17 protein-coding genes are annotated in these 17,777 nt (G+C 43.2%); 4 read left to right on the top strand and 13 right to left on the bottom strand.

The features are described from left to right. Positions 1-13: 13 nt before the first annotated feature. From AC5JP1_RS05250 to ychF, 4 genes are all read right to left on the bottom strand, one after another. On the bottom strand, positions 14-694 hold the full coding sequence (locus AC5JP1_RS05250) for a TetR family transcriptional regulator (RefSeq protein ID WP_319050194.1): 681 nt from the start codon (positions 692-694) through the stop codon (positions 14-16). 105 nt (positions 695-799) lie between these two features. Beyond that, the gene (locus AC5JP1_RS05245; protein WP_493843417.1) at positions 800-2,212 is read right to left on the bottom strand and encodes a deoxyguanosinetriphosphate triphosphohydrolase; all 1,413 of its coding nucleotides are present in this window, start codon (positions 2,210-2,212) and stop codon (positions 800-802) included. Positions 2,213-2,394: 182 nt separating this feature from the next. Next, entirely contained in the window at positions 2,395-2,931 is a 537-nt protein-coding gene (locus tag AC5JP1_RS05240; RefSeq protein ID WP_493843416.1) for a hypothetical protein, read from the bottom strand. A gap of 184 nt (positions 2,932-3,115) precedes the next feature. Continuing rightward, positions 3,116-4,207 carry a redox-regulated ATPase YchF gene (gene ychF / locus AC5JP1_RS05235; RefSeq protein ID WP_443524295.1) on the bottom strand — a complete coding sequence of 364 codons (1,092 nt, stop codon included), beginning with the start codon at positions 4,205-4,207 and terminating at the stop codon, positions 3,116-3,118. Between the two features lie 503 nt (positions 4,208-4,710). On the opposite strand from ychF, the gene AC5JP1_RS05230 reads away from it, so the two are divergent. From AC5JP1_RS05230 to AC5JP1_RS05220, 3 genes are all read left to right on the top strand, one after another. After that, on the top strand, positions 4,711-6,894 hold the full coding sequence (locus tag AC5JP1_RS05230) for an ATP-dependent helicase (protein ID WP_493843415.1): 2,184 nt from the start codon (positions 4,711-4,713) through the stop codon (positions 6,892-6,894). Positions 6,895-7,219: 325 nt separating this feature from the next. After that, positions 7,220-8,467: an NAD(P)/FAD-dependent oxidoreductase gene (locus AC5JP1_RS05225; protein ID WP_493843414.1), complete on the top strand. Its 1,248-nt coding sequence runs from the start codon at positions 7,220-7,222 to the stop codon at positions 8,465-8,467. Positions 8,468-8,526: 59 nt separating this feature from the next. Next, the gene (locus AC5JP1_RS05220) at positions 8,527-8,865 is read left to right on the top strand and encodes a RidA family protein (RefSeq protein WP_319050428.1); all 339 of its coding nucleotides are present in this window, start codon (positions 8,527-8,529) and stop codon (positions 8,863-8,865) included. 105 nt (positions 8,866-8,970) lie between these two features. Here AC5JP1_RS05220 and AC5JP1_RS05215 read toward each other — a convergent pair whose 3' ends face one another. Further along, positions 8,971-9,783 (bottom strand): enoyl-CoA hydratase, encoded by an 813-nt coding sequence (locus AC5JP1_RS05215; protein ID WP_493843413.1) that lies wholly within the window; start codon positions 9,781-9,783, stop codon positions 8,971-8,973. A gap of 195 nt (positions 9,784-9,978) precedes the next feature. Next, a complete protein-coding gene (locus AC5JP1_RS05210; protein ID WP_427566806.1) occupies positions 9,979-10,479 on the bottom strand; it encodes a lactoylglutathione lyase family protein in 501 nt (166 codons plus the stop codon). 108 nt (positions 10,480-10,587) lie between these two features. Between AC5JP1_RS05210 and AC5JP1_RS05205 the strand changes: the two genes are divergently transcribed. Next, complete coding sequence (locus AC5JP1_RS05205) at positions 10,588-11,457, top strand: LysR family transcriptional regulator (protein ID WP_493843412.1); 870 nt, start codon at positions 10,588-10,590, stop codon at positions 11,455-11,457. Positions 11,458-11,556: 99 nt separating this feature from the next. Here AC5JP1_RS05205 and AC5JP1_RS05200 read toward each other — a convergent pair whose 3' ends face one another. The 7 genes from AC5JP1_RS05200 to AC5JP1_RS05170 form a co-directional block, all read right to left on the bottom strand. Next, positions 11,557-12,693 (bottom strand): glycerate kinase, encoded by a 1,137-nt coding sequence (locus AC5JP1_RS05200; protein WP_493843411.1) that lies wholly within the window; start codon positions 12,691-12,693, stop codon positions 11,557-11,559. Positions 12,694-12,804: 111 nt separating this feature from the next. Continuing rightward, on the bottom strand, positions 12,805-14,163 hold the full coding sequence (locus AC5JP1_RS05195; RefSeq protein WP_493843410.1) for a GntP family permease: 1,359 nt from the start codon (positions 14,161-14,163) through the stop codon (positions 12,805-12,807). A 554-nt stretch (positions 14,164-14,717) separates the two neighbouring features. Next, on the bottom strand, positions 14,718-14,957 hold the full coding sequence (locus tag AC5JP1_RS05190; RefSeq protein ID WP_493843409.1) for a hypothetical protein: 240 nt from the start codon (positions 14,955-14,957) through the stop codon (positions 14,718-14,720). 353 nt (positions 14,958-15,310) lie between these two features. Further along, the gene (rplI, locus tag AC5JP1_RS05185) at positions 15,311-15,817 is read right to left on the bottom strand and encodes a 50S ribosomal protein L9 (RefSeq protein ID WP_319050205.1); all 507 of its coding nucleotides are present in this window, start codon (positions 15,815-15,817) and stop codon (positions 15,311-15,313) included. Between the two features lie 20 nt (positions 15,818-15,837). Next, positions 15,838-16,068, bottom strand: a complete 231-nt coding sequence (rpsR, locus tag AC5JP1_RS05180) for a 30S ribosomal protein S18 (protein ID WP_010198808.1) — start codon at positions 16,066-16,068, stop codon at positions 15,838-15,840. 16 nt (positions 16,069-16,084) lie between these two features. Beyond that, the gene (gene rpsF / locus AC5JP1_RS05175; protein WP_101205443.1) at positions 16,085-16,489 is read right to left on the bottom strand and encodes a 30S ribosomal protein S6; all 405 of its coding nucleotides are present in this window, start codon (positions 16,487-16,489) and stop codon (positions 16,085-16,087) included. 291 nt (positions 16,490-16,780) lie between these two features. After that, positions 16,781-17,764: an RDD family protein gene (locus AC5JP1_RS05170; RefSeq protein ID WP_493843408.1), complete on the bottom strand. Its 984-nt coding sequence runs from the start codon at positions 17,762-17,764 to the stop codon at positions 16,781-16,783. Positions 17,765-17,777: the final 13 nt, after the last annotated feature.

Below are 17,777 nucleotides of genomic sequence, written 5' to 3'. Positions count from 1 at the left end.
CGTGAGTGACTCATCAATCTCGCAGGCGAGTCTCTTCACTCGATTTCCAATTATAAGCACCATAAAACAACATCTGTGCTTGACGAGTACAATTATGGAGCATCAACTGCTTATTCTCTTCGATTTCATTTAGATCGATCTCGTCATCGTGGTCTTCAGTATAGGTCAACTCCAACCAGTCGATAATCCAAGAAAAGAACATATTTACGCCAGCCTCAGCCAGCAAACGGCGGTCATAAGCATTGATATGCGTAAACGCTGGCTGTAACGCCAAATCATCTGCTAAGCTTTGGGCATGCTTTTTTACTAACTCATTAATAGCTTTGCGTACCGCTTCTGAACCGCCATAACGCTCACTGACCAAAAACTGCCAGTAATAAGGCTGGTCGCTGACCATATACAAAAACAGCTGAATGCTCTTGGCTATTTGACGATCAAAACTACGTTTGCGTCCGATTTGTAGACTATCGCTAAGCGCGGCTAGTGTACCGCCCAGCTCCTCGATGACTAAGGCGCGCCCTAGTGACTCCATATCATCAAAATGACGATAAAACGCAGTCGGCACTACGCCAACCTCGCGGGTGACTTGCCTGAGGCTAATAGAGCTAAAAGATTGCCCTGTCATACATAGATCGAGTACGGCGTTAAAAAAAGCGTGCCGAGTTTGAAGTTTCTTTTGTTCGCGACTGCTCATAATATTTCAAAATTGTCCGATAAGTGTTTATCATACTCATTTCAACGCATAAATACGACCAAAATGCGCAATTCGTGTGAATTTACTAGACCTGTACCTAGTTTTTTAAACCACGGTACCCCAATGGCCCTGCAGTTCTTGCGCCAATCGATAAGCCTCGTGGTCATTCATACCTGTAATAAAATCTAAAATATTCAATATATTGTCATAAATATCGTCTGATAACACGCGGCGATGTTCGTCAAAATGTGGCCGTAGCAAGCTCAGTAGACGCTGCTGCTCAAAAGACATCGATGATAAGCTGTCTACTTGAGAGCCTGTCCAAGCCAATGGCACAAAAGCATCCATCAGGCGATGCAGACATTGATTGGCCATCAGCTCCATTCTGACTTTGCTTGGGTGATTGAATATCTTTTCACGCGCTAATTGCTTGGCCTGCAAGATACCGTTTTGTACGCTAGTATCACAGTGAGCAAACAAGCTGCCTTGCAGTGTACCAGCCAGCAACGCTGCACTGTTGGCGACAAAAGCATCGGTGACTGTATTAACCAAACGCATCATAGCGCGTGATCGCAATGATGCGAGGCTCTGCCTAACAGACATGTGCGCGGGCAGGCTGACGCTATCAGGACGCTCACCAATCAATTCATAAAATATCGTGGCAACCTCATGATACGTGAGCATATTGAGATTAATGCCATCTTCTAAATCAATTAGGGCATAGCAGATGTCGTCTGCCGCTTCTAATAAGTAGGCTAAAGGATGACGAGTAAACCCATCGTGTTGTGTGGCACGCGGCAGCTGTAAACATGCTGCCAGCTCCTCTAACTGAGCAGCCTCACTATAAAAGCAGCCGAACTTCTGTATATTGTGGTTTTTATCATTAGTTTCATTGCTGTGAGTGGCGAGCCAAGGATACTTCATAAAAGCGCCTAGCGTTGCGCAGGTGAGACGCATACCGCCTTTATCAGGATGATGCTCATTACGTACTAAAAGTCGAAACCCTTGAGCATTGCCTTCGTAGGCCAGTAAGTCCAATCGCTCGTTGCTGCTTAAATTTTGCAAAATCGCTTGCGGTTCAGGCTGCCTAAACCAATCACGAATGGCGTACTCTCCAGCATGGCCAAAGGGCGGGTTGCCAATATCATGAGCGAGACAGGCGGCCTGTACTATCACCCCAACATCATATGGTGAGACGCCTGCTGGTAGACCACTGCCCAACTTATCATGGAGTTTTTCTGCTGCCATCATGCCCAAGGAGCGCCCAATAGAGGAGACCTCAAGTGAATGGGTGAGGCGGGTATGAATGCCCAGTTGATTGGTCAAAGGATGGACTTGGGTTTTTTGGTTTAACTGACGAAATGAGTGAGAAAATACCAACCTATCGTAGTCTTTATGGAACTGAGAGCGTGTACTGGTATTTGCGTTAGGCTTTTTGGCAGCGCCAAGACGTTGCGAGTTGAGAAGATGAGACCATTGCGTGGTAGAAGACAGCAAAGAGGGAGAGGTACTTAGCATACTAAAACATCCGAAACCAAGGGAGCCTCTAGCATAGCAAAATAGCGCTCTTGGTACAGCTATAGTCCATTATTTATACAGTGGATAGAGTCTCAGTTTCGCCTAGCTGACTTATTTTAACTGACTCATAATAGCACTGTCACTCGCCGCCTTTATAACTAATAGATATTGAACGGACTATATTAAAACTTCTGACAGTCAAAAAGTACGTCTTCCTCTTCGATAGCCACGTTACTGTCTAATGTTTTGTTTAGCAATGTCGCACTGTCACCATTTACTTGCCAGATAATACCATGATCGTTATCTAAGCCAATATCACTGGTGTAGGTAGCTTTATCCGTATTCACATTGCTATCAGAAGCCGCTGACAAATCGTACTCAATACCATCGATAAGCAGATGTGCTGTCTGCGGCGTAACATCATTATGATAAGAGACACCGATAGTAGCAGCTGGCTCACAGGTGAACGTTATGCTGTTGCTGGCGTGCTCAGAATGGTCGTGACCTGCATGCTCATGTCCTTCGTGAACATCCATGTCACTATGGCTTTCATGGTCATGTCCTTCATGATCGTGTTCCATATCATCATGTGCTTCGTGGTCATGCTCTTCATGAGCATGTTCATCGTGTCCTGCATGACTGTCTGTGGTTGTTACATCTTCAGATGCTACTGGTTCACTGTCTGTTTTGGGCTGGCAACCTAACAGTGAAACTGTCATAACACTGCTTACTAGAGCAGCGCTTGCGAATTTGGAAAAAGTAAAAGAATTGATCACAATATAATCCTAGAGTAAGACAAAAAAGATATGTTATATTATAACAATTAAGTAATAAAATAAAGCCGATGCTGGAAAATATCCAGCATCGGCTTGTTAGCGACTAAACAGTAGTGACTATCTACAGCTACACGTTAAATCTAAAGTGCATGACATCGCCATCTTGCACGATATAAGTTTTGCCTTCTAGACGTGATTTACCAGCAGCGGCAGCGCCTTTCTCACCATTATGTTCGATGAAATCATCATAGGCAATGACTTCGGCACGAATAAAACCACGCTCAAAATCAGTGTGGATCACGCCTGCTGCTTGCGGTGCGGTTGCGCCAATGGCTACTGTCCATGCGCGCACTTCTTTTACGCCAGCTGTGAAGTAGGTCTGCATATCAAGTAAGTCGTAACCACCGCGGATGACTTGGTCAAGACCGGCCTCTTCCATATCCATCTCAGCTAAGAAGTCTTTCTTATCTTCTTCGTCCAGCTGAGCAATTTCAGCTTCGATTTGGTTGCATAGGGCAATGACGATAGAGTCTTCACCAGTGGCATAGTCGCGCACCGCATCGAGGTATGGGTTGTTTTCAAAACCATCTTCAGCAACGTTCGCGATATACATGGTAGGCTTTAGGGTGATTAAACCGTAGCTTCTGATCAGTTTTTTCTCATCAGCATCTAGAGTAGCCGCACGTGCCGCTTTACCTTCTGCTAATAATGGCTCAATCTTTTTGAACACATCAAGCATGGCACTGGCGTCTTTGTCACCGCCCTTGGCTTTCTTGGTCAAGTTAAGGATAGCGCGTTCAACGGCTTCTAAGTCGGCTAAAGCCAGCTCAGTATTGATGGTTTCAATATCATCAATCGGGCTGACGCGACCATCAACGTGTACCACGTTGTCATCGTCAAAACAGCGAACGACGTGAGCAATCGCATCAGTCTCACGGATATTGGCTAGGAACTGGTTGCCCATACCTTCACCTTTTGAGGCGCCTGCGACCAGCCCTGCAATATCGACAAACTCCATCGTCGTAGGCATCACGCGCTCAGGATTGACGATATCAGCCAGTTGCTTTAGGCGTGGGTCAGGTACTGGTACGATACCAGTATTGGGATCTTTGGTACAAAATGGAAAGTTTTCCGCGGCAATACCCGCTTTGGTTAATGCATTAAATAAGGTGGATTTACCCACGTTTGGTAGGCCGACGATGCCGCAATTAAAACCCATAACATTCTCTCAATGTATTAATAAAAATAGTTGGTATGTAGTGACTATCAGACTGATTATGGCGTAAGCCTAAAACCTCACCTGTACGAAACGAAGCGCGTTTAAAATAGGCATTTAGAACAGCAGTCAGATAGTCAATCAAAATTGGGCACATTGTAGCAAATTTACCTGAATAGGGGTGAGGTTGTTACTTTATATGCTAAGGTTTTTGCCTGCCAATGACAGCTTGCTCGATGGCTAGGTTCGTATACATAGAGCGTCCATAAACGAGTCGGGCAGCTTATATGAGTGGTAAGCATTACTTTTGCGCGGTTATTCAAGACTTTTTAGTATGGTAAGCTATCTGATACAAACATTACCCTAAAGCACAAGACGATGAAGCACTTGTGTGGTGTTTGACTTAACAACTAATACTGATTCTATAGCCTGATATCACAGCGATAAAAAGCTGACCAAAAAACAATCAGTTCGCACCAAAATAAGACGTAAGGCAATATCTGACGATGACAATCTCGATCTTTGATACACAGCGCTATAAATATCCGCAAAACTTCCTTGAGATGAAGTCTAAGCTTGCTCGACTTGAGCAGGCCATAAAAAAGCTAGAGGCAAATTTAATTCATACCAGTGATGTCAAAAATACCAAGCTTCTCGCTCAACGGTTAGATAGTCATTTAGGATTAACGGTTGACTATGCCAGCGAGTTAAATCCCGATCAGCTTATGGCAGCCACTACCACCGAAGGTAAAGTGTTGGTCATTGCGGGCGCAGGCTCTGGCAAAACCAAAACCTTGACCTATCGTACCAGTTACTTGCTCGAAAACGGGGTATCGCCCAAAGAGATATTACTACTGACATTCACTCGTAAAGCCGCGAATGAAATCAAAGATCGCGCTAAGTCTTTGCTGGCAAGTAGGCTAACAAACGAAGAGCTAGCTGAAGATAAATTACCAACAGACAAGGCATTAAACAGCATCACGAGTGGCACGTTCCATTCGTTTTGCAATATGCTGCTACGTCAGTATTCTGGGCTGCTTGGTATCAATCCACGATTTACTATTTTGGATACCAGTGATAGCGAAGATGCGATTGATTTGGTGCATAAAGAAAAAAAATATCCCGCGCAAACCAAAACCCAAGCCTTTCCGCGCAAAAAAACACTGCAAAATATCATATCAACGTCTAGAAACAGGCGTATTCATATTCGCGACTTAATAGAAAGTAATTACCCTGATATCGCGGTACACATTCCTATCATCGAGCAGTTGGCAGTCGACTTCCATGAGTATAAACGCGCCAATCACTTATATGATTTTGACGACATCATTAGTCAAGTGGTGCGTCATCTAAAAACCAACGACACTTTTCGAAAGCGTCTCCAAAGCACGTACGGTTATGTCATGGTTGATGAATACCAAGACACCAATATCCCGCAAAAGCAGCTGATCGATTTGATCTGTGAGCCTGACTCGGTGTCACTAATGGTCGTTGGTGATGACAATCAAAGCATCTACGCCTTTCGCGGTGCCAATTATGAAAACATTTTGCTGTTCGGTGAGACATATCCTGCCGCCAAACTTATCAAGCTTGAACAAAATTATCGCAGCACGCCATCAGTTTTAAACTACATCAATGCATTGTCAGCGCAAATTACCTTGGGCTATCAAAAGCAGTTGCACTCTGACGCACCCGTAGCAGGCGACAAGCCAATATTTCGACGACTCAGCGATGAGACGAAAGAAGCGAGTTATATTACTAATAAAATTATCGCGCTCAAGCCAGAGTTTGACTATAACGATTTTGCTGTGTTGTGCCGTACGTCTTTTCAGTCCAATTATGTACAGTTGGAGTTTATGGCGCGCAATATTCCCTTTATCGTGGTGGGCGGTATCAAATTCATCGAAAGGCGCCATATCAAAGATGTGCTGGCGTTCGTTAAAATACTTTACAACCCGAATGATACGATTGCGTGGCACCGTATATTGACCTTGTTTAAAGGGGTAGGCGCAGTTACCGCAACTCGTCTCACACAAGCCATCACTGCTGACAACAATGCGTTTGAGCCGTTATTGGCAGCGCCGTTTGCCAAGAAAAGTGAACAGCTACAACCGCTGTACCATACACTTGTCAGCGCCCAGAAAGCGGAATCGGTTGAAATAGCCATTGAGCGTATTCTTGATTTTTATATTCCTGTGTTAAAGCTGATTGAAGACAACTGGCGTGAGCGTACTGAGGACTTTCGGGTGTTAAAGAACTTAGCGACAGAGCATACCAGCCTCGATAGTTTTTTAGAAAATCTTGCGCTCGACCCACCGAATGATTCGGTCGCGGTCATGGGGCGATCTGATGGTGAGCAGAGTAATGACAAAGTTACTATCTCAACCATTCATAGTGCCAAAGGGCTAGAGTGGCCAGTGGTATTTGTTAACTCATTGGTAGATGGCATCACGCCGCATCACCGCTCGCTGGATGACTTTGAAGCATTAGAAGAAGAGCGTAAACTGTTTTATGTGGCCTGTAGTCGTGCAAAGACACAGTTATATCTGACCGCGCCGAATTATTTTTCTAGCTACTCTGGATACTTTGATATGGCATCACGCTTCATCGCGGAGTTATCTGCCGACGAGGTAACAGTAGAAACGGTAAAACCGCCTATCATGGATAATGATGATCCAATGTGGTGGTAACTGTTGATGAGACTGCGTAATTAAGTTATTTTTATAAGACAAAGGAGGAGAGCGTATTTTTATATCACATGAGATCTACAGTAGAAATTCGTGCTGATTTTTAGCTTATTTCCTCCCATTTTTATAACCAGATAACCATACCATACCTCAGTTATTCCTTTTGAAAATACTCTACCAATAAAGGCATAACCAAAAGTATTTAATGGCGAAAATATTTTTCAGATAAGGGTTTCATATTTAGCCCAATGCGTTACTATTAGCACCTAATTCGGTTCGACCCTTATATTTGATACTCTGTATTAACACCCTAAGAAAAGGATAGGTTATGCGCTACGAAGTGATCGTTATCGGTGCAGGTATGGTTGGCACGTCAATCGCGTGGCATCTACAAAAAAATAACTCAAATGTATTACTCTTAGATAAGAAATTGCCAGGTTCAGAGACCTCGTATGGCAATGCAGGATTGATTCAGCGCGAAGCGATTCATACGCATCCTTTTCCGCGTCAGCTGACAGAGATGATCAGGGTGTTGCCGAACCAAGGTACTGATATTCGCTACCGTATACCAGCTATTTTGCGTTATCACCAAGCGCTATTACAGTACTGGAAATACTCTACGCCAGCATCCGTCAAAAAAATTGAATCTGAATGGCAGACGTTGATCGAGCATTGTACCAGTGAGCACCAAACCATGATCAGCGCCTCTGGTGCTGATGAGCTCATTACTCGTGATGGTTGGTTGCAATTACATCGCTCGGAAGAGACGTTCAAAGAAGCCCAAGTATCAGCCATCGATGCGCGCAACCAAGGTGTTGAGCATAACGTACTGAACCTTGAAGAACTCAAAGCCATGGAGCCTAGTGCTAATTTTGAAGGGTTCGTTGGTGCGATTCATTGGAAAAACTCTTGGCAAGTGTCAAACCCAAGCTCGCTCGTAAAAGCCTATGCAAAAAACTTCCAAGACATGCAGGGTACGATCAAAGAGAATGACGTAAAAGAAATCGTCAAAGACGCAGACGGCTGGAAAGTCATTACTGATAAAGACACCTACTACAGTGATAAATTGGTCATTGCAGCAGGTCCATGGTCCAATGATTTGATCAGACCACTGGGATATAACCTACCGTTATTCCCAATGCGCGGCTACCATCAGCATTTCAAAGTAACAGACAAGAACACCATCAATCATAGTATGTTTGATATGGACAAAGGCTTTGTCATGGGTCCAATGCAGCAGGGTATCCGTATCACGACTGGTGCTGAGATGACGACCATGAATGCGCCAAAGAACTTTGGTCAGTTAAAAACCGTATTGAAACTTGCTAAGAAAATCTTGCCATTAGAAGATGCCGTTGAAAGTGAAGCATGGGCTGGATCACGTCCTTGTATGCCAGATATGAAGCCCGTCATCGGACCTGCTGACAAGCATGACAAACTATGGTTTGCGTTTGGTCACAGTCATCAAGGCTTTACCTTAGGGCCAATGACAGGGCGTCTCGTCGAAGAGATGATTCATGACAAGCCGGCATTGGTAGATTTGGCACCATTTAGTGCACAGCGTTTTTCTAATTAAAAGCGCGTCTAGCAAATTTAGCACCATTTTAAATTAATAAATTAAAGGTAGATCACATGATAAAGAAATTACATAGCACCCCGCGCATGAGCAGAATCGTCGTCCACAACCAGACCGTTTACTTATGTGGTCAGGTCGGTAATGCAGAAGACGATATCAAAGCGCAAACATTGACATGTCTAGAAAAAATCCAAACGTTATTAGAAGAAGTGGGCAGCGACAAATCAAAACTGCTTTCAGTGACGGTTTGGATCAAAGACATGGCTGATTTTGCAGCTATGAATGAAGTTTATGACGAGTGGTTTGAAGGTATCGAGCCACCAGCGCGCGCTTGCGGCGAATCAGCACTGGCACGTCCTGAGTTATTGGTTGAGATGATTGCCATCGCTGCTGAGTAAAGACTGCTTGCAGCACCTTTAGCCAAGCAGTAAAAAAAGCCATGATAGCAATATCGTGGCTTTTTTATGCTTTATAATAAATTAGTTTAATTATTTATATGACTATTAGCACCCTTTCCATACCGCTCGGCGCTTTTCAATAAAAGCATCAATGCCTTCGCCCACATCGCCCGCCATCATATTACAAGTCATCACGTCACTGGCATAATCATAAGCGTCTTTGAGGGTCATGCCCAGCTGCTTATAAAACATATCTTTGCCCGTTCTTACTGCGACTGAAGATTTTGTAGTAATCGCTGATATTAATGACTGTAGCGCTTGATCGAGTTGCTCTACTGGTGCGACTCGATTGATCAATCCATATTGTAGGGCGGTATGCGCATCGATAAATTCTCCCGTGATGAGCATCTCAAACGCTTGCTTGCGAGGTAGGTTGCGACTGACGGCAACGGCAGGCGTAGAGCAGAAAAGCCCTACGTTGATGCCAGATGTAGCAAACTTCGCATCATCAGCGGCAACGGCCAAGTCACAAGCTGCAACCAGCTGACATCCTGCCGCAGTGGCAATACCTTGTACTTTTGCGATAACGACTTGCGGCATACGGTTGATGGTAAGCATCATCTGGCTGCATTGTTGAAATAGGGCACGATGGAATGCTTCATCGTCGTGTGCTCGCATTTGTTTTAGATTATGACCCGCACAGAATGCCTTACCTGTCGCTTGAATGACGACAATTCTAATCGTGTCATCTGATGCGATACTGTCTAGCTCTATTTGCATGGTAGACAGCACTTCTACGGATAGGGTATTGAATTGTTTGGGTTGGTTTAAGGTGAGAGTGACCACATCGGTTTCTTTATGGTCTTCTCTAACAACCAAAAGGTTATCCGTGTCTAGAGTGGTGCCTAATTGAGTCATATATCATCCTTGATAATGGGTTGGTTTGATAATTTTATATATAGCTAACCAAATAGTAGCATGGCTTATATTCTATATAATAGATGGAGCACATAGAAAGCCCACAAAAAAATAACGCACTCAGATAATGAGTACGCTATTGGTTTTTCAGTCAGATATAAGCTAAATTTATACTAGGATTAAGCCATATTGAATTTAGTATGCGCCTTCGCTATAGATAAGCTCGTAGCTATGGCTATATATCTCGACGATGTTGCCAAACGGATCTTCCATATAGATCATGCGATACGGTTTTTCACTAGGGTAGTAGTAGCGCGGTTTTTCCATACGCTTTTTACCACCTGCGGCAACCATACGCTCAGCCAACTCTTCAACATTTGGATCTTGAACGCAGAAGTGAAAAATGCCTGTTTTCCAGTATTCAAAGTTATTTTCAGGGTTCTCTTGATTTTTGAATTCAAAAATCTCAACACCGATACGGTCACCAGTAGACAAGTGAGCGATACGAAAGCTGCCCCAACCGGCCCCAAATACTTCAGTGCACATCTCACCAATTGGACTGTCATCTTCGACAATCTCAGTGGGTTCCATGATGGTGTACCAACCCATCACTTCGGTATAAAATTTTACGGCAGCATCTAGGTCTGGGACTGATAGACCAATGTGCGAAAAGCTTCTTGGATAGACGTTATTCATAGTTTGTGCTCCTGTTTAATGTGCGTTTTCTTTAACGTGGAGCCAGTATACAAATACAGGTTAATTATGTAAAATTATCAAATATTATATAAATAAGTATAAAACGTAATGATAAACATCACATGGCTACGTACTTTTTGCACGCTTGCTGAGGTCGGGCATTTTACGCGTACTGCTGAGCGCTTATACATGACGCAGTCGGGCGTGAGTCAGCACATACGTAAGTTAGAAGAGCAGTTGGATACGGACTTGTTGATTCGACAAGGTAAGCAGTTCTCACTGACCAATGCAGGTGAACAGCTTTATAAAGAAGCAGGCGAGATATTGCAGCGTCTATCAAATTTAGAGCAACGTATCGGTGAAGACCCGCCTTATGAAGGGTTGGTACGGCTAATGTCACCGGGTAGTGTAGGGCTTAAGCTATATCCAAAGCTTCTAAATCTACAGCAGCGACACCCACAGCTGGTGATTGATTATCGTTTTGCACCCAACTCAAATATCGAGCAAGCACTTGCCAACCATGAGATTGATATTGGTTTTATGACGAATATCTCAGAGAATGAAACGGTTAGCTGTAAGCCTATGGCGCAAGAAGCATTGATACTGGTGACACCTGCCACGACAATCGAGCCGAGCTGGGAGCAGCTTACCCAGCTTGGATTTATTGATCATCCGGATGGTGCCCATCATGCAGGCATGCTACTGACTGCCAACTATGAACAATTTCAGCATATCAATGATTTTAAGAAAAAGGGCTTTTCGAATCAGATTGGTCTGATTTTAGAGCCTGTCAGCAGAGGAATAGGCTTTACGGTTTTACCTGCACATGCAGTAGCTGCTTACTCAAAGCCTGAGCTCATCAACAGCCATGCTTTACCAGTTGCCGTTAGCGAAACGCTATATCTGGCAGTCAGACGACAGCAGGTACTCTCTAATAGAATGCATACGGTCATTGATGATATCAAAAAATGGCTATAGATATTTTGAAAACAATAAATGCACCGCTAGCAGGTATATAGGAGCGGTGCATTTAACGTTTTTATATTTAGAGAAGACTATGAATTTGTGGGCGTTGCGCTACTTTAGGCTTTGGCCCAGCTTAATACTTGCAGCAATATTAGCAGCAGTAGTCTCAATATTGTTGTAAGCAGAGCCTAACACATTATCGATCGTATCTACTTTTTGGATACTCGGCATGACCACATCGAACTGACTGGTCTGCGCAGGCTTTAATCCGTCTACGCTGCCGCAGATAGCGATAACAGGTGTACGGCTAGCCTTAGCGATTTGGCTGATACCGCCTGCCACTTTACCCATGGCGGTTTGCGCATCGAGCTTACCTTCGCCAGTGATGACAAGATCAGCCTCTGCGATATGCTCTGACAGATGAGCCACTTCGGAAACCGTATCAAAGCCTGACTTCAACTGAGCGTCAAAGAATGTCATCATCGCATAGCCAAGACCGCCAGCAGCCCCAGCACCTTCAACGTGTTGACAGTCTTCATAGCCATGCTGGTTGCACATTGTTGCAAAGTGATTCAGTGCTTTATCTAATGTATTGACTTGCTCTGGGTTAGCGCCTTTTTGCGGGCCAAATACTGCGCTTGCACCCAGCAGACCACAGAGTGGATTGGTCACATCACAAGCGACCTCAAATACAGTATTCAATATCTTGGCATTGAGGTTGGTGCTGTCTATATGATGTAGGCTGGCAAGTGCACCGCCACCATGAGTGAGCAAGCTATCATTGATGTCATGAAATGTCACACCTAATGCCATTAGTATGCCAAGGCCTGCATCGTTGGTTGCGCTACCACCGAGACCGATAATGATGCGCTTGGCCCCTTCTGCTAACGCATCTTCGATCAGCTCACCCACACCATAACTACTCGCAATCACAGGATTACGCTCATCAGCTGTCAGTAGATGCAATCCGCACGCTTGAGCCACTTCGATTACCGCAGTCGCGTCAGGCAACAGTAAGTACTTTGCCGTAATAGGTCTCATCAATGGATCATGTACTTTGACTTCTTTCCAGTGACCTCCTAATACATAAGACAACACTGCTGATGTGCCTTCGCCGCCATCTGCCATTGGCAGTAGCTTGTAATCAGCATCTGGAAACACTTGGCTAAAGCCAGACTGAATGGCACGGCAGACATCGAGGGCTTCTAGACTTTCTTTAAACGAGTCAGGGGCGATCAAAATTTTCATACGGCTCTCTTTGAATATCTTAATGACACGATCATTGCGATGGTGTCATGTTTTAAAACGTTTACTTAGTAACAGCCAAATAAACGTCTGTAAAAACAGCTAATCTTAGAATTAGATAAATACTAGCGTCAATAACCAGATAAATACGATGCTAGTCACACCTTGGATACCAGTAGCCATTGAATGAGCTTTGTACGCTTGTGCCACGCTCATTCGACTGAACTGGCTCACAATCCAAAAGAAGCTGTCATTGGCATGTGAGATGGTCATGGCACCGGCACCAATTGCCATCACACAGAATACCCGACCAAGCTCACTGTCTAGACCGATTTGGTTTAGAAGAGGTGCGACCATTGCAGAAGTCGTAACCAATGCGACTGTGGTTGAGCCTTGTGCGGTTTTTAGCGCAGCAGAAACGATAAATGGCATGAAGATACCTAAACCCAAAGCAGATAGCGTTGAACCCAAATAATCGCCAATTGGTGTCACTTTTAACATGGCACCAAATGCGCCACCAGCACCAGTGATCAATAGAATAGGGGCAGCAACAACTAAACCTTGTGAGATGCTATCGCTAATTTCTTGCGTTTTTTGGCTTGATTTGATTAAGAAGAATGATAAGAACAAACCGATAAGTAACGCAGTCAATGGGTTACCAATAAATATTAAAATCTCAGCTACCATGCTACTGCCAAATGGTGCGCTTGGGAAATTAGCAACAGAAGATAAGCAAATCAGGATAATAGGAACAATAATAGGTAAAAACGCCATTGTCGCTGACGGTAGGTGACTATAATCATCACGAGTTTTCATGCCTTCAGGCATTGCTGCTGCCGGCGCGTCAGCCTCGTTTATGTTGTCAGGTGCTGTATTGAGAAAACGGTTAGACCACCACCAGCCAGCCAGTACCGCCACGGCAGTCACGACCACACCGACCATGATGACCAAACCCAAGTTAGACTCTAGTCCTAAATTGCCCGCCGCCGCGATTGGACCTGGAGTAGGTGGTACAAAGGTGTGGGTAGCATATAGACCAGTGGCTAAAGCAATACTCATCGCCACACTTGAGACGTTCAAGCGCTCAGCTAGAGATTCTTTTAGAGAGTTCAAGATGATATAGCCGGAGTCACAAAACACAGGTATTGATACCACCGCACCAACAATAGACATGGTCAAAGTAGGGAAGCGCGGTCCCAATACTTTGATCACTGACTCTGCCATTACGATAGCAGCGCCTGTCTTTTCAAGGATTAAACCAATAATCGTACCAAACACAATAACTAGACCGATGTATCCTAAAATCCCACCGAAACCATCAGAGATTGTTTTTGCGACTGTATTGAGCGGTACTTGATAAAATAGCGCGACCAAAAAAGCAGATAGAATCAATACTAAAAAAGGATGCCACTTCAGTTTTGCAGTAGCGAAAATAATAAAAAGAATGGTCAGTACAAGCCAAAATACAATCATCACTGTCTCAATATGGTTTAGAACTTAATGGATTATTAATACAAATACAGTCAATTTTATATAAATCATATACGGCATCAGCGCTGCTCAGACTATATGTCATAGTGGCAGGAATCTTATTTGCACAGGTTTTTATATGAGTCATCTTGAACTGATTATAAACATGAATAACGATACGAAATTTTGAAGGGGCATATTCTATAGCAAATGGCTGCTACTAGGAAATATATTCAGCAGAAATATAGTGCTATTTCTATCCATGCCATATTGAAAAATAATATGGCTGTATCGGACTACTGTTTATTAAAGCCATTCTAAAAGAAAATCAACGTTTGTTCAAAGTGTTTCATTGCATCGAAACTATTGAGGTCTATTTTATTAGAATAGGTTATATGGATAGGGCACAAAAAAACTGGCCACATGTAGTGACCAGTTTGTACTGATAAGAGATAATGTCTAACGCAATGCTCATATCAAAGTTTTAGCCCAAAACAAGGTATGAGTAAGCGGTATTTATACGATATGGTATTGAGCCAATGAACAACTATACATGACTACGCGATTTTATCGAAAAACGCTTTGTTTGGCGTGGTTGATATCGTTGTATCAAAACTCACATGAATACCTTGTTCGTCGTGAGTGGCATACCAATGATCGTCATTATCACTCGTCAATAGTTGGAAGTACTTGTCATTGACGATTCTGCCTACTGTATAAATTTCACCTTCTAGGTAAATATCATTGCCTTGAATACATAGAAGCTTATCATCAGTGTATATTTCATTGTCTTTCATACTTGTGCGCCCTGTTGTAAATAAAACAGCAGAATATCAATCCTGCTGTTGATAATAAAGACGATTATATAGGCACTATCTTATTGTTTGGTATACCATTTTTAAGGTAGTTGTAGCAAATAGTTGCTATATCATTACATAGGTAACATCGCCGTTAGGACAGTATTTTTTTAAGTAACTTATAAACGACTAATATTTAGCCGACTAATATTGAATTGAATTTTAAGCTATCAGAATAGCGCTGCGCAAGACGACAGTAAACTAGTCTACAATTAATCAAGAACCGTACACAATAAAAAAACCAGCAACACAAGGCTGCTGGTTTTTTTGAATAAATCTAACTGTCTAAAGAATTACTCTTCAGAGTAGTCTTCTTCAGATGCTTCTTCATCAGCTGAATCTTCGTTGTTACCATCTTCAGAAAGAATAGTAACTAAGATGCTAGCAGTAACGTCATGGTGTAGCTGAATATCAACATTGTATTCGCCAATTTGACGTAGAGTGCCTTCAGGTAGCTTGATTTCAGCACGGTCAACTTCTAGACCTGAGTTAGTCAATGCTTCAGCGATATCGCGAGTACCGATAGAGCCAAATAGCTTGCCTTCGTCACCTGATTTAGCACGCATGATAACATTAACGTCGGTTAGTGCATCAGCACGCTCTTGAGCAACAGCGATCTCTTTTGCTTCTTCAGCTTCAAGCTCAGCACGACGTGCTTCGAACTTTTCAATGTTAGCTTTAGTAGCAGGTAGAGCGCGGCCCTGAGGGATAAGAAAGTTACGTCCGTAACCTGGTTTTACATCGACAGTTTCACCGAGTTTACCAAGGTTGACGATACGCTGTAACAAAATAATTTGCATGAGTCATTCCTAGTTAGCGGTTAACCTTGATGGTTATCAGTGTATGGAAGTAGCGATAAATAACGAGCTTGCTTGATAGCAGTCGCTAGTTGACGCTGATATTTAGTAGATGTACCAGTAATACGGCTAGGTACGATTTTACCATTATCACTAATATACTGTTTTAGCAATTCAACATCTTTATAGTCGATGTGAGTGATGCCTTCAGCAGTGAAACGGCAGAATTTGCGACGGCGATAGAAACGTGCCATGAGTATTCTCCTTTAATTAGTCTTCACTGTTGTCGTTGTCGTCATTATCGTTTTCACGATTGTCTGGACGACGAGTAGTTGCTTTGCGTGCGCGTTTTTCATCGGCATTCTTGGCTAACTGCGACTCTTCAGTGACAGCTTCGTCACGGCGCATAACTAGACTACGAATGATCGCGTCGTTATAGCGGAATAATTCTTCAAGTTCAGCTAAAGTCTCGCCGTCAGTTTCAATGTTGAAAAGAACGTAATGAGCTTTGTGAATCTTGTTGATTGGGTAAGCCAGTTGACGACGGCCCCAATCTTCTAGACGGTGGATAACACCGTTGTTGTCTTGAACTAACTTGATGTAGCGCTCAACCATGCCGACCACTTGGTCGCTTTGGTCTGGGTGTACAAGTAACACCAGTTCGTAATGTCGCATTATGACTCCTTACGGATTAGTAGCTATTAACCCTATGTTAATAGCAAGGAGATTTATAAGGTAAGCCCTAATTCCTAAAAATATAATAAGAAAAAAGCTTAGTTTATAAAGCGCCGTATTATAACAGTACTCGGTGATTAACACAAAGGTTAATCACCGAGTACTGCCAATAAGATATAAAAAGAAGATAAATAATCTCTGCCAAATAAAAAAGCCGCGATGATACGCAGCTTTTTTATAGTAACCACAAGAAAAAGTAGAGACAGTATTGATAATCGAGTATAAAAAGATTTACTTCGTTTTAGACTTCTTTTCTAACTGGCTACTGTCAGCTTTGACGACTAAGGTTTTGGCAAGTTTGTCATGCCAGCCGATATTTTGAGGGTTTCTTGATGCCATATAGTAATGAATGGCAATGATCACAAAACCTAAAAAGCTGGTAAATGAAAACAGCAAGTTGTAAATGATGAACAGTAATAATGTACGCGTACCGATAAGCTTTATGAATGAAGGCAGTCGATGCGTGGTCTGATCCACCACTCGAATACCAGTAATCAGTTTGCCTAGTGATTGGCCGCGCATGGCAATAAATAACAATTGCAAAGCAAATAGTCCAAACACCATCACTTGTGACATCATGAGCGTGCTACTAGGAAGGCTCTCCATTAGCGACATTGAATACTGATAAGCGGCGTCCATATCTTGGATATTTTGAAACTTGGTATAATCTACATCTAATTTAGTCAATGCCATGACCAATGGCAAAATGGCTAAGACATAAAGTAAACCATTGAGCGCCGTTGCCAATACACGCGACATAATAGGCGCGAGCACGACGTTGCCCACGGTTTTGTCTGTGGCCGTCTTTTTGAGATTGGACTTGTTCAACGATACATTGTTATGCGGCGTTTGATGACGATTGGTCGTCATGTCTGCCTTGACGCTTTTGGGACGTTCAGGCTTGCCGTACAACCTATCTAGTGAGACAGATTTGTCTTCTTGACCACTAGCGCTGTTAGCATTGTCTTCAGGAAACACAGTCACATTGTTGATAATGGAATCGTTGCTTTCAGAACGACCACTAGTAGTAGGTCTATAAGCCGCTTGGTTATTGGTGAGATTGCCTACACGTTGCCATTGGCTCAAGCCTTCATGCCACATCAAATCATCTAGCAGTACTTCACCAGAGGCGAGCATGATATTCAGCTGCTCCAAATCATATGGGCCAGCTTGTACGTTATTTCGAGCAAGGAAAATCTGCATAATTGCCTGCATAGTTAGTCATGTC

It is taken from the genome of Psychrobacter sp. H29 (assembly GCF_059073055.1).
This window is presented reverse-complemented; position numbering and strand designations above follow the sequence as displayed.

Excerpts from the sequence above, each read along its gene's own strand:
- AC5JP1_RS05250 (WP_319050194.1), bottom strand. The coding sequence starts at position 694 with ATGAGCAGTCGCGAACAAAAGAAACTTCAAACTCGGCACGCTTTTTTT.
- AC5JP1_RS05245 (WP_493843417.1), bottom strand. The coding sequence starts at position 2,212 with ATGCTAAGTACCTCTCCCTCTTTGCTGTCTTCTACCACGCAATGGTCT.
- AC5JP1_RS05240 (WP_493843416.1), bottom strand. The coding sequence starts at position 2,931 with ATGACAGTTTCACTGTTAGGTTGCCAGCCCAAAACAGACAGTGAACCA.
- ychF (WP_443524295.1), bottom strand. The coding sequence starts at position 4,207 with ATGGGTTTTAATTGCGGCATCGTCGGCCTACCAAACGTGGGTAAATCC.
- AC5JP1_RS05230 (WP_493843415.1), top strand. The coding sequence starts at position 4,711 with ATGACAATCTCGATCTTTGATACACAGCGCTATAAATATCCGCAAAAC.
- AC5JP1_RS05225 (WP_493843414.1), top strand. The coding sequence starts at position 7,220 with ATGCGCTACGAAGTGATCGTTATCGGTGCAGGTATGGTTGGCACGTCA.
- AC5JP1_RS05215 (WP_493843413.1), bottom strand. The coding sequence starts at position 9,783 with ATGACTCAATTAGGCACCACTCTAGACACGGATAACCTTTTGGTTGTT.
- AC5JP1_RS05210 (WP_427566806.1), bottom strand. The coding sequence starts at position 10,479 with ATGAATAACGTCTATCCAAGAAGCTTTTCGCACATTGGTCTATCAGTC.
- AC5JP1_RS05205 (WP_493843412.1), top strand. The coding sequence starts at position 10,588 with ATGATAAACATCACATGGCTACGTACTTTTTGCACGCTTGCTGAGGTC.
- AC5JP1_RS05200 (WP_493843411.1), bottom strand. The coding sequence starts at position 12,693 with ATGAAAATTTTGATCGCCCCTGACTCGTTTAAAGAAAGTCTAGAAGCC.
- AC5JP1_RS05195 (WP_493843410.1), bottom strand. The coding sequence starts at position 14,163 with ATGATTGTATTTTGGCTTGTACTGACCATTCTTTTTATTATTTTCGCT.
- AC5JP1_RS05190 (WP_493843409.1), bottom strand. The coding sequence starts at position 14,957 with ATGAAAGACAATGAAATATACACTGATGATAAGCTTCTATGTATTCAA.
- rplI (WP_319050205.1), bottom strand. The coding sequence starts at position 15,817 with ATGCAAATTATTTTGTTACAGCGTATCGTCAACCTTGGTAAACTCGGT.
- rpsR (WP_010198808.1), bottom strand. The coding sequence starts at position 16,068 with ATGGCACGTTTCTATCGCCGTCGCAAATTCTGCCGTTTCACTGCTGAA.
- rpsF (WP_101205443.1), bottom strand. The coding sequence starts at position 16,489 with ATGCGACATTACGAACTGGTGTTACTTGTACACCCAGACCAAAGCGAC.
- AC5JP1_RS05170 (WP_493843408.1), bottom strand. The coding sequence starts at position 17,764 with ATGCAGGCAATTATGCAGATTTTCCTTGCTCGAAATAACGTACAAGCT.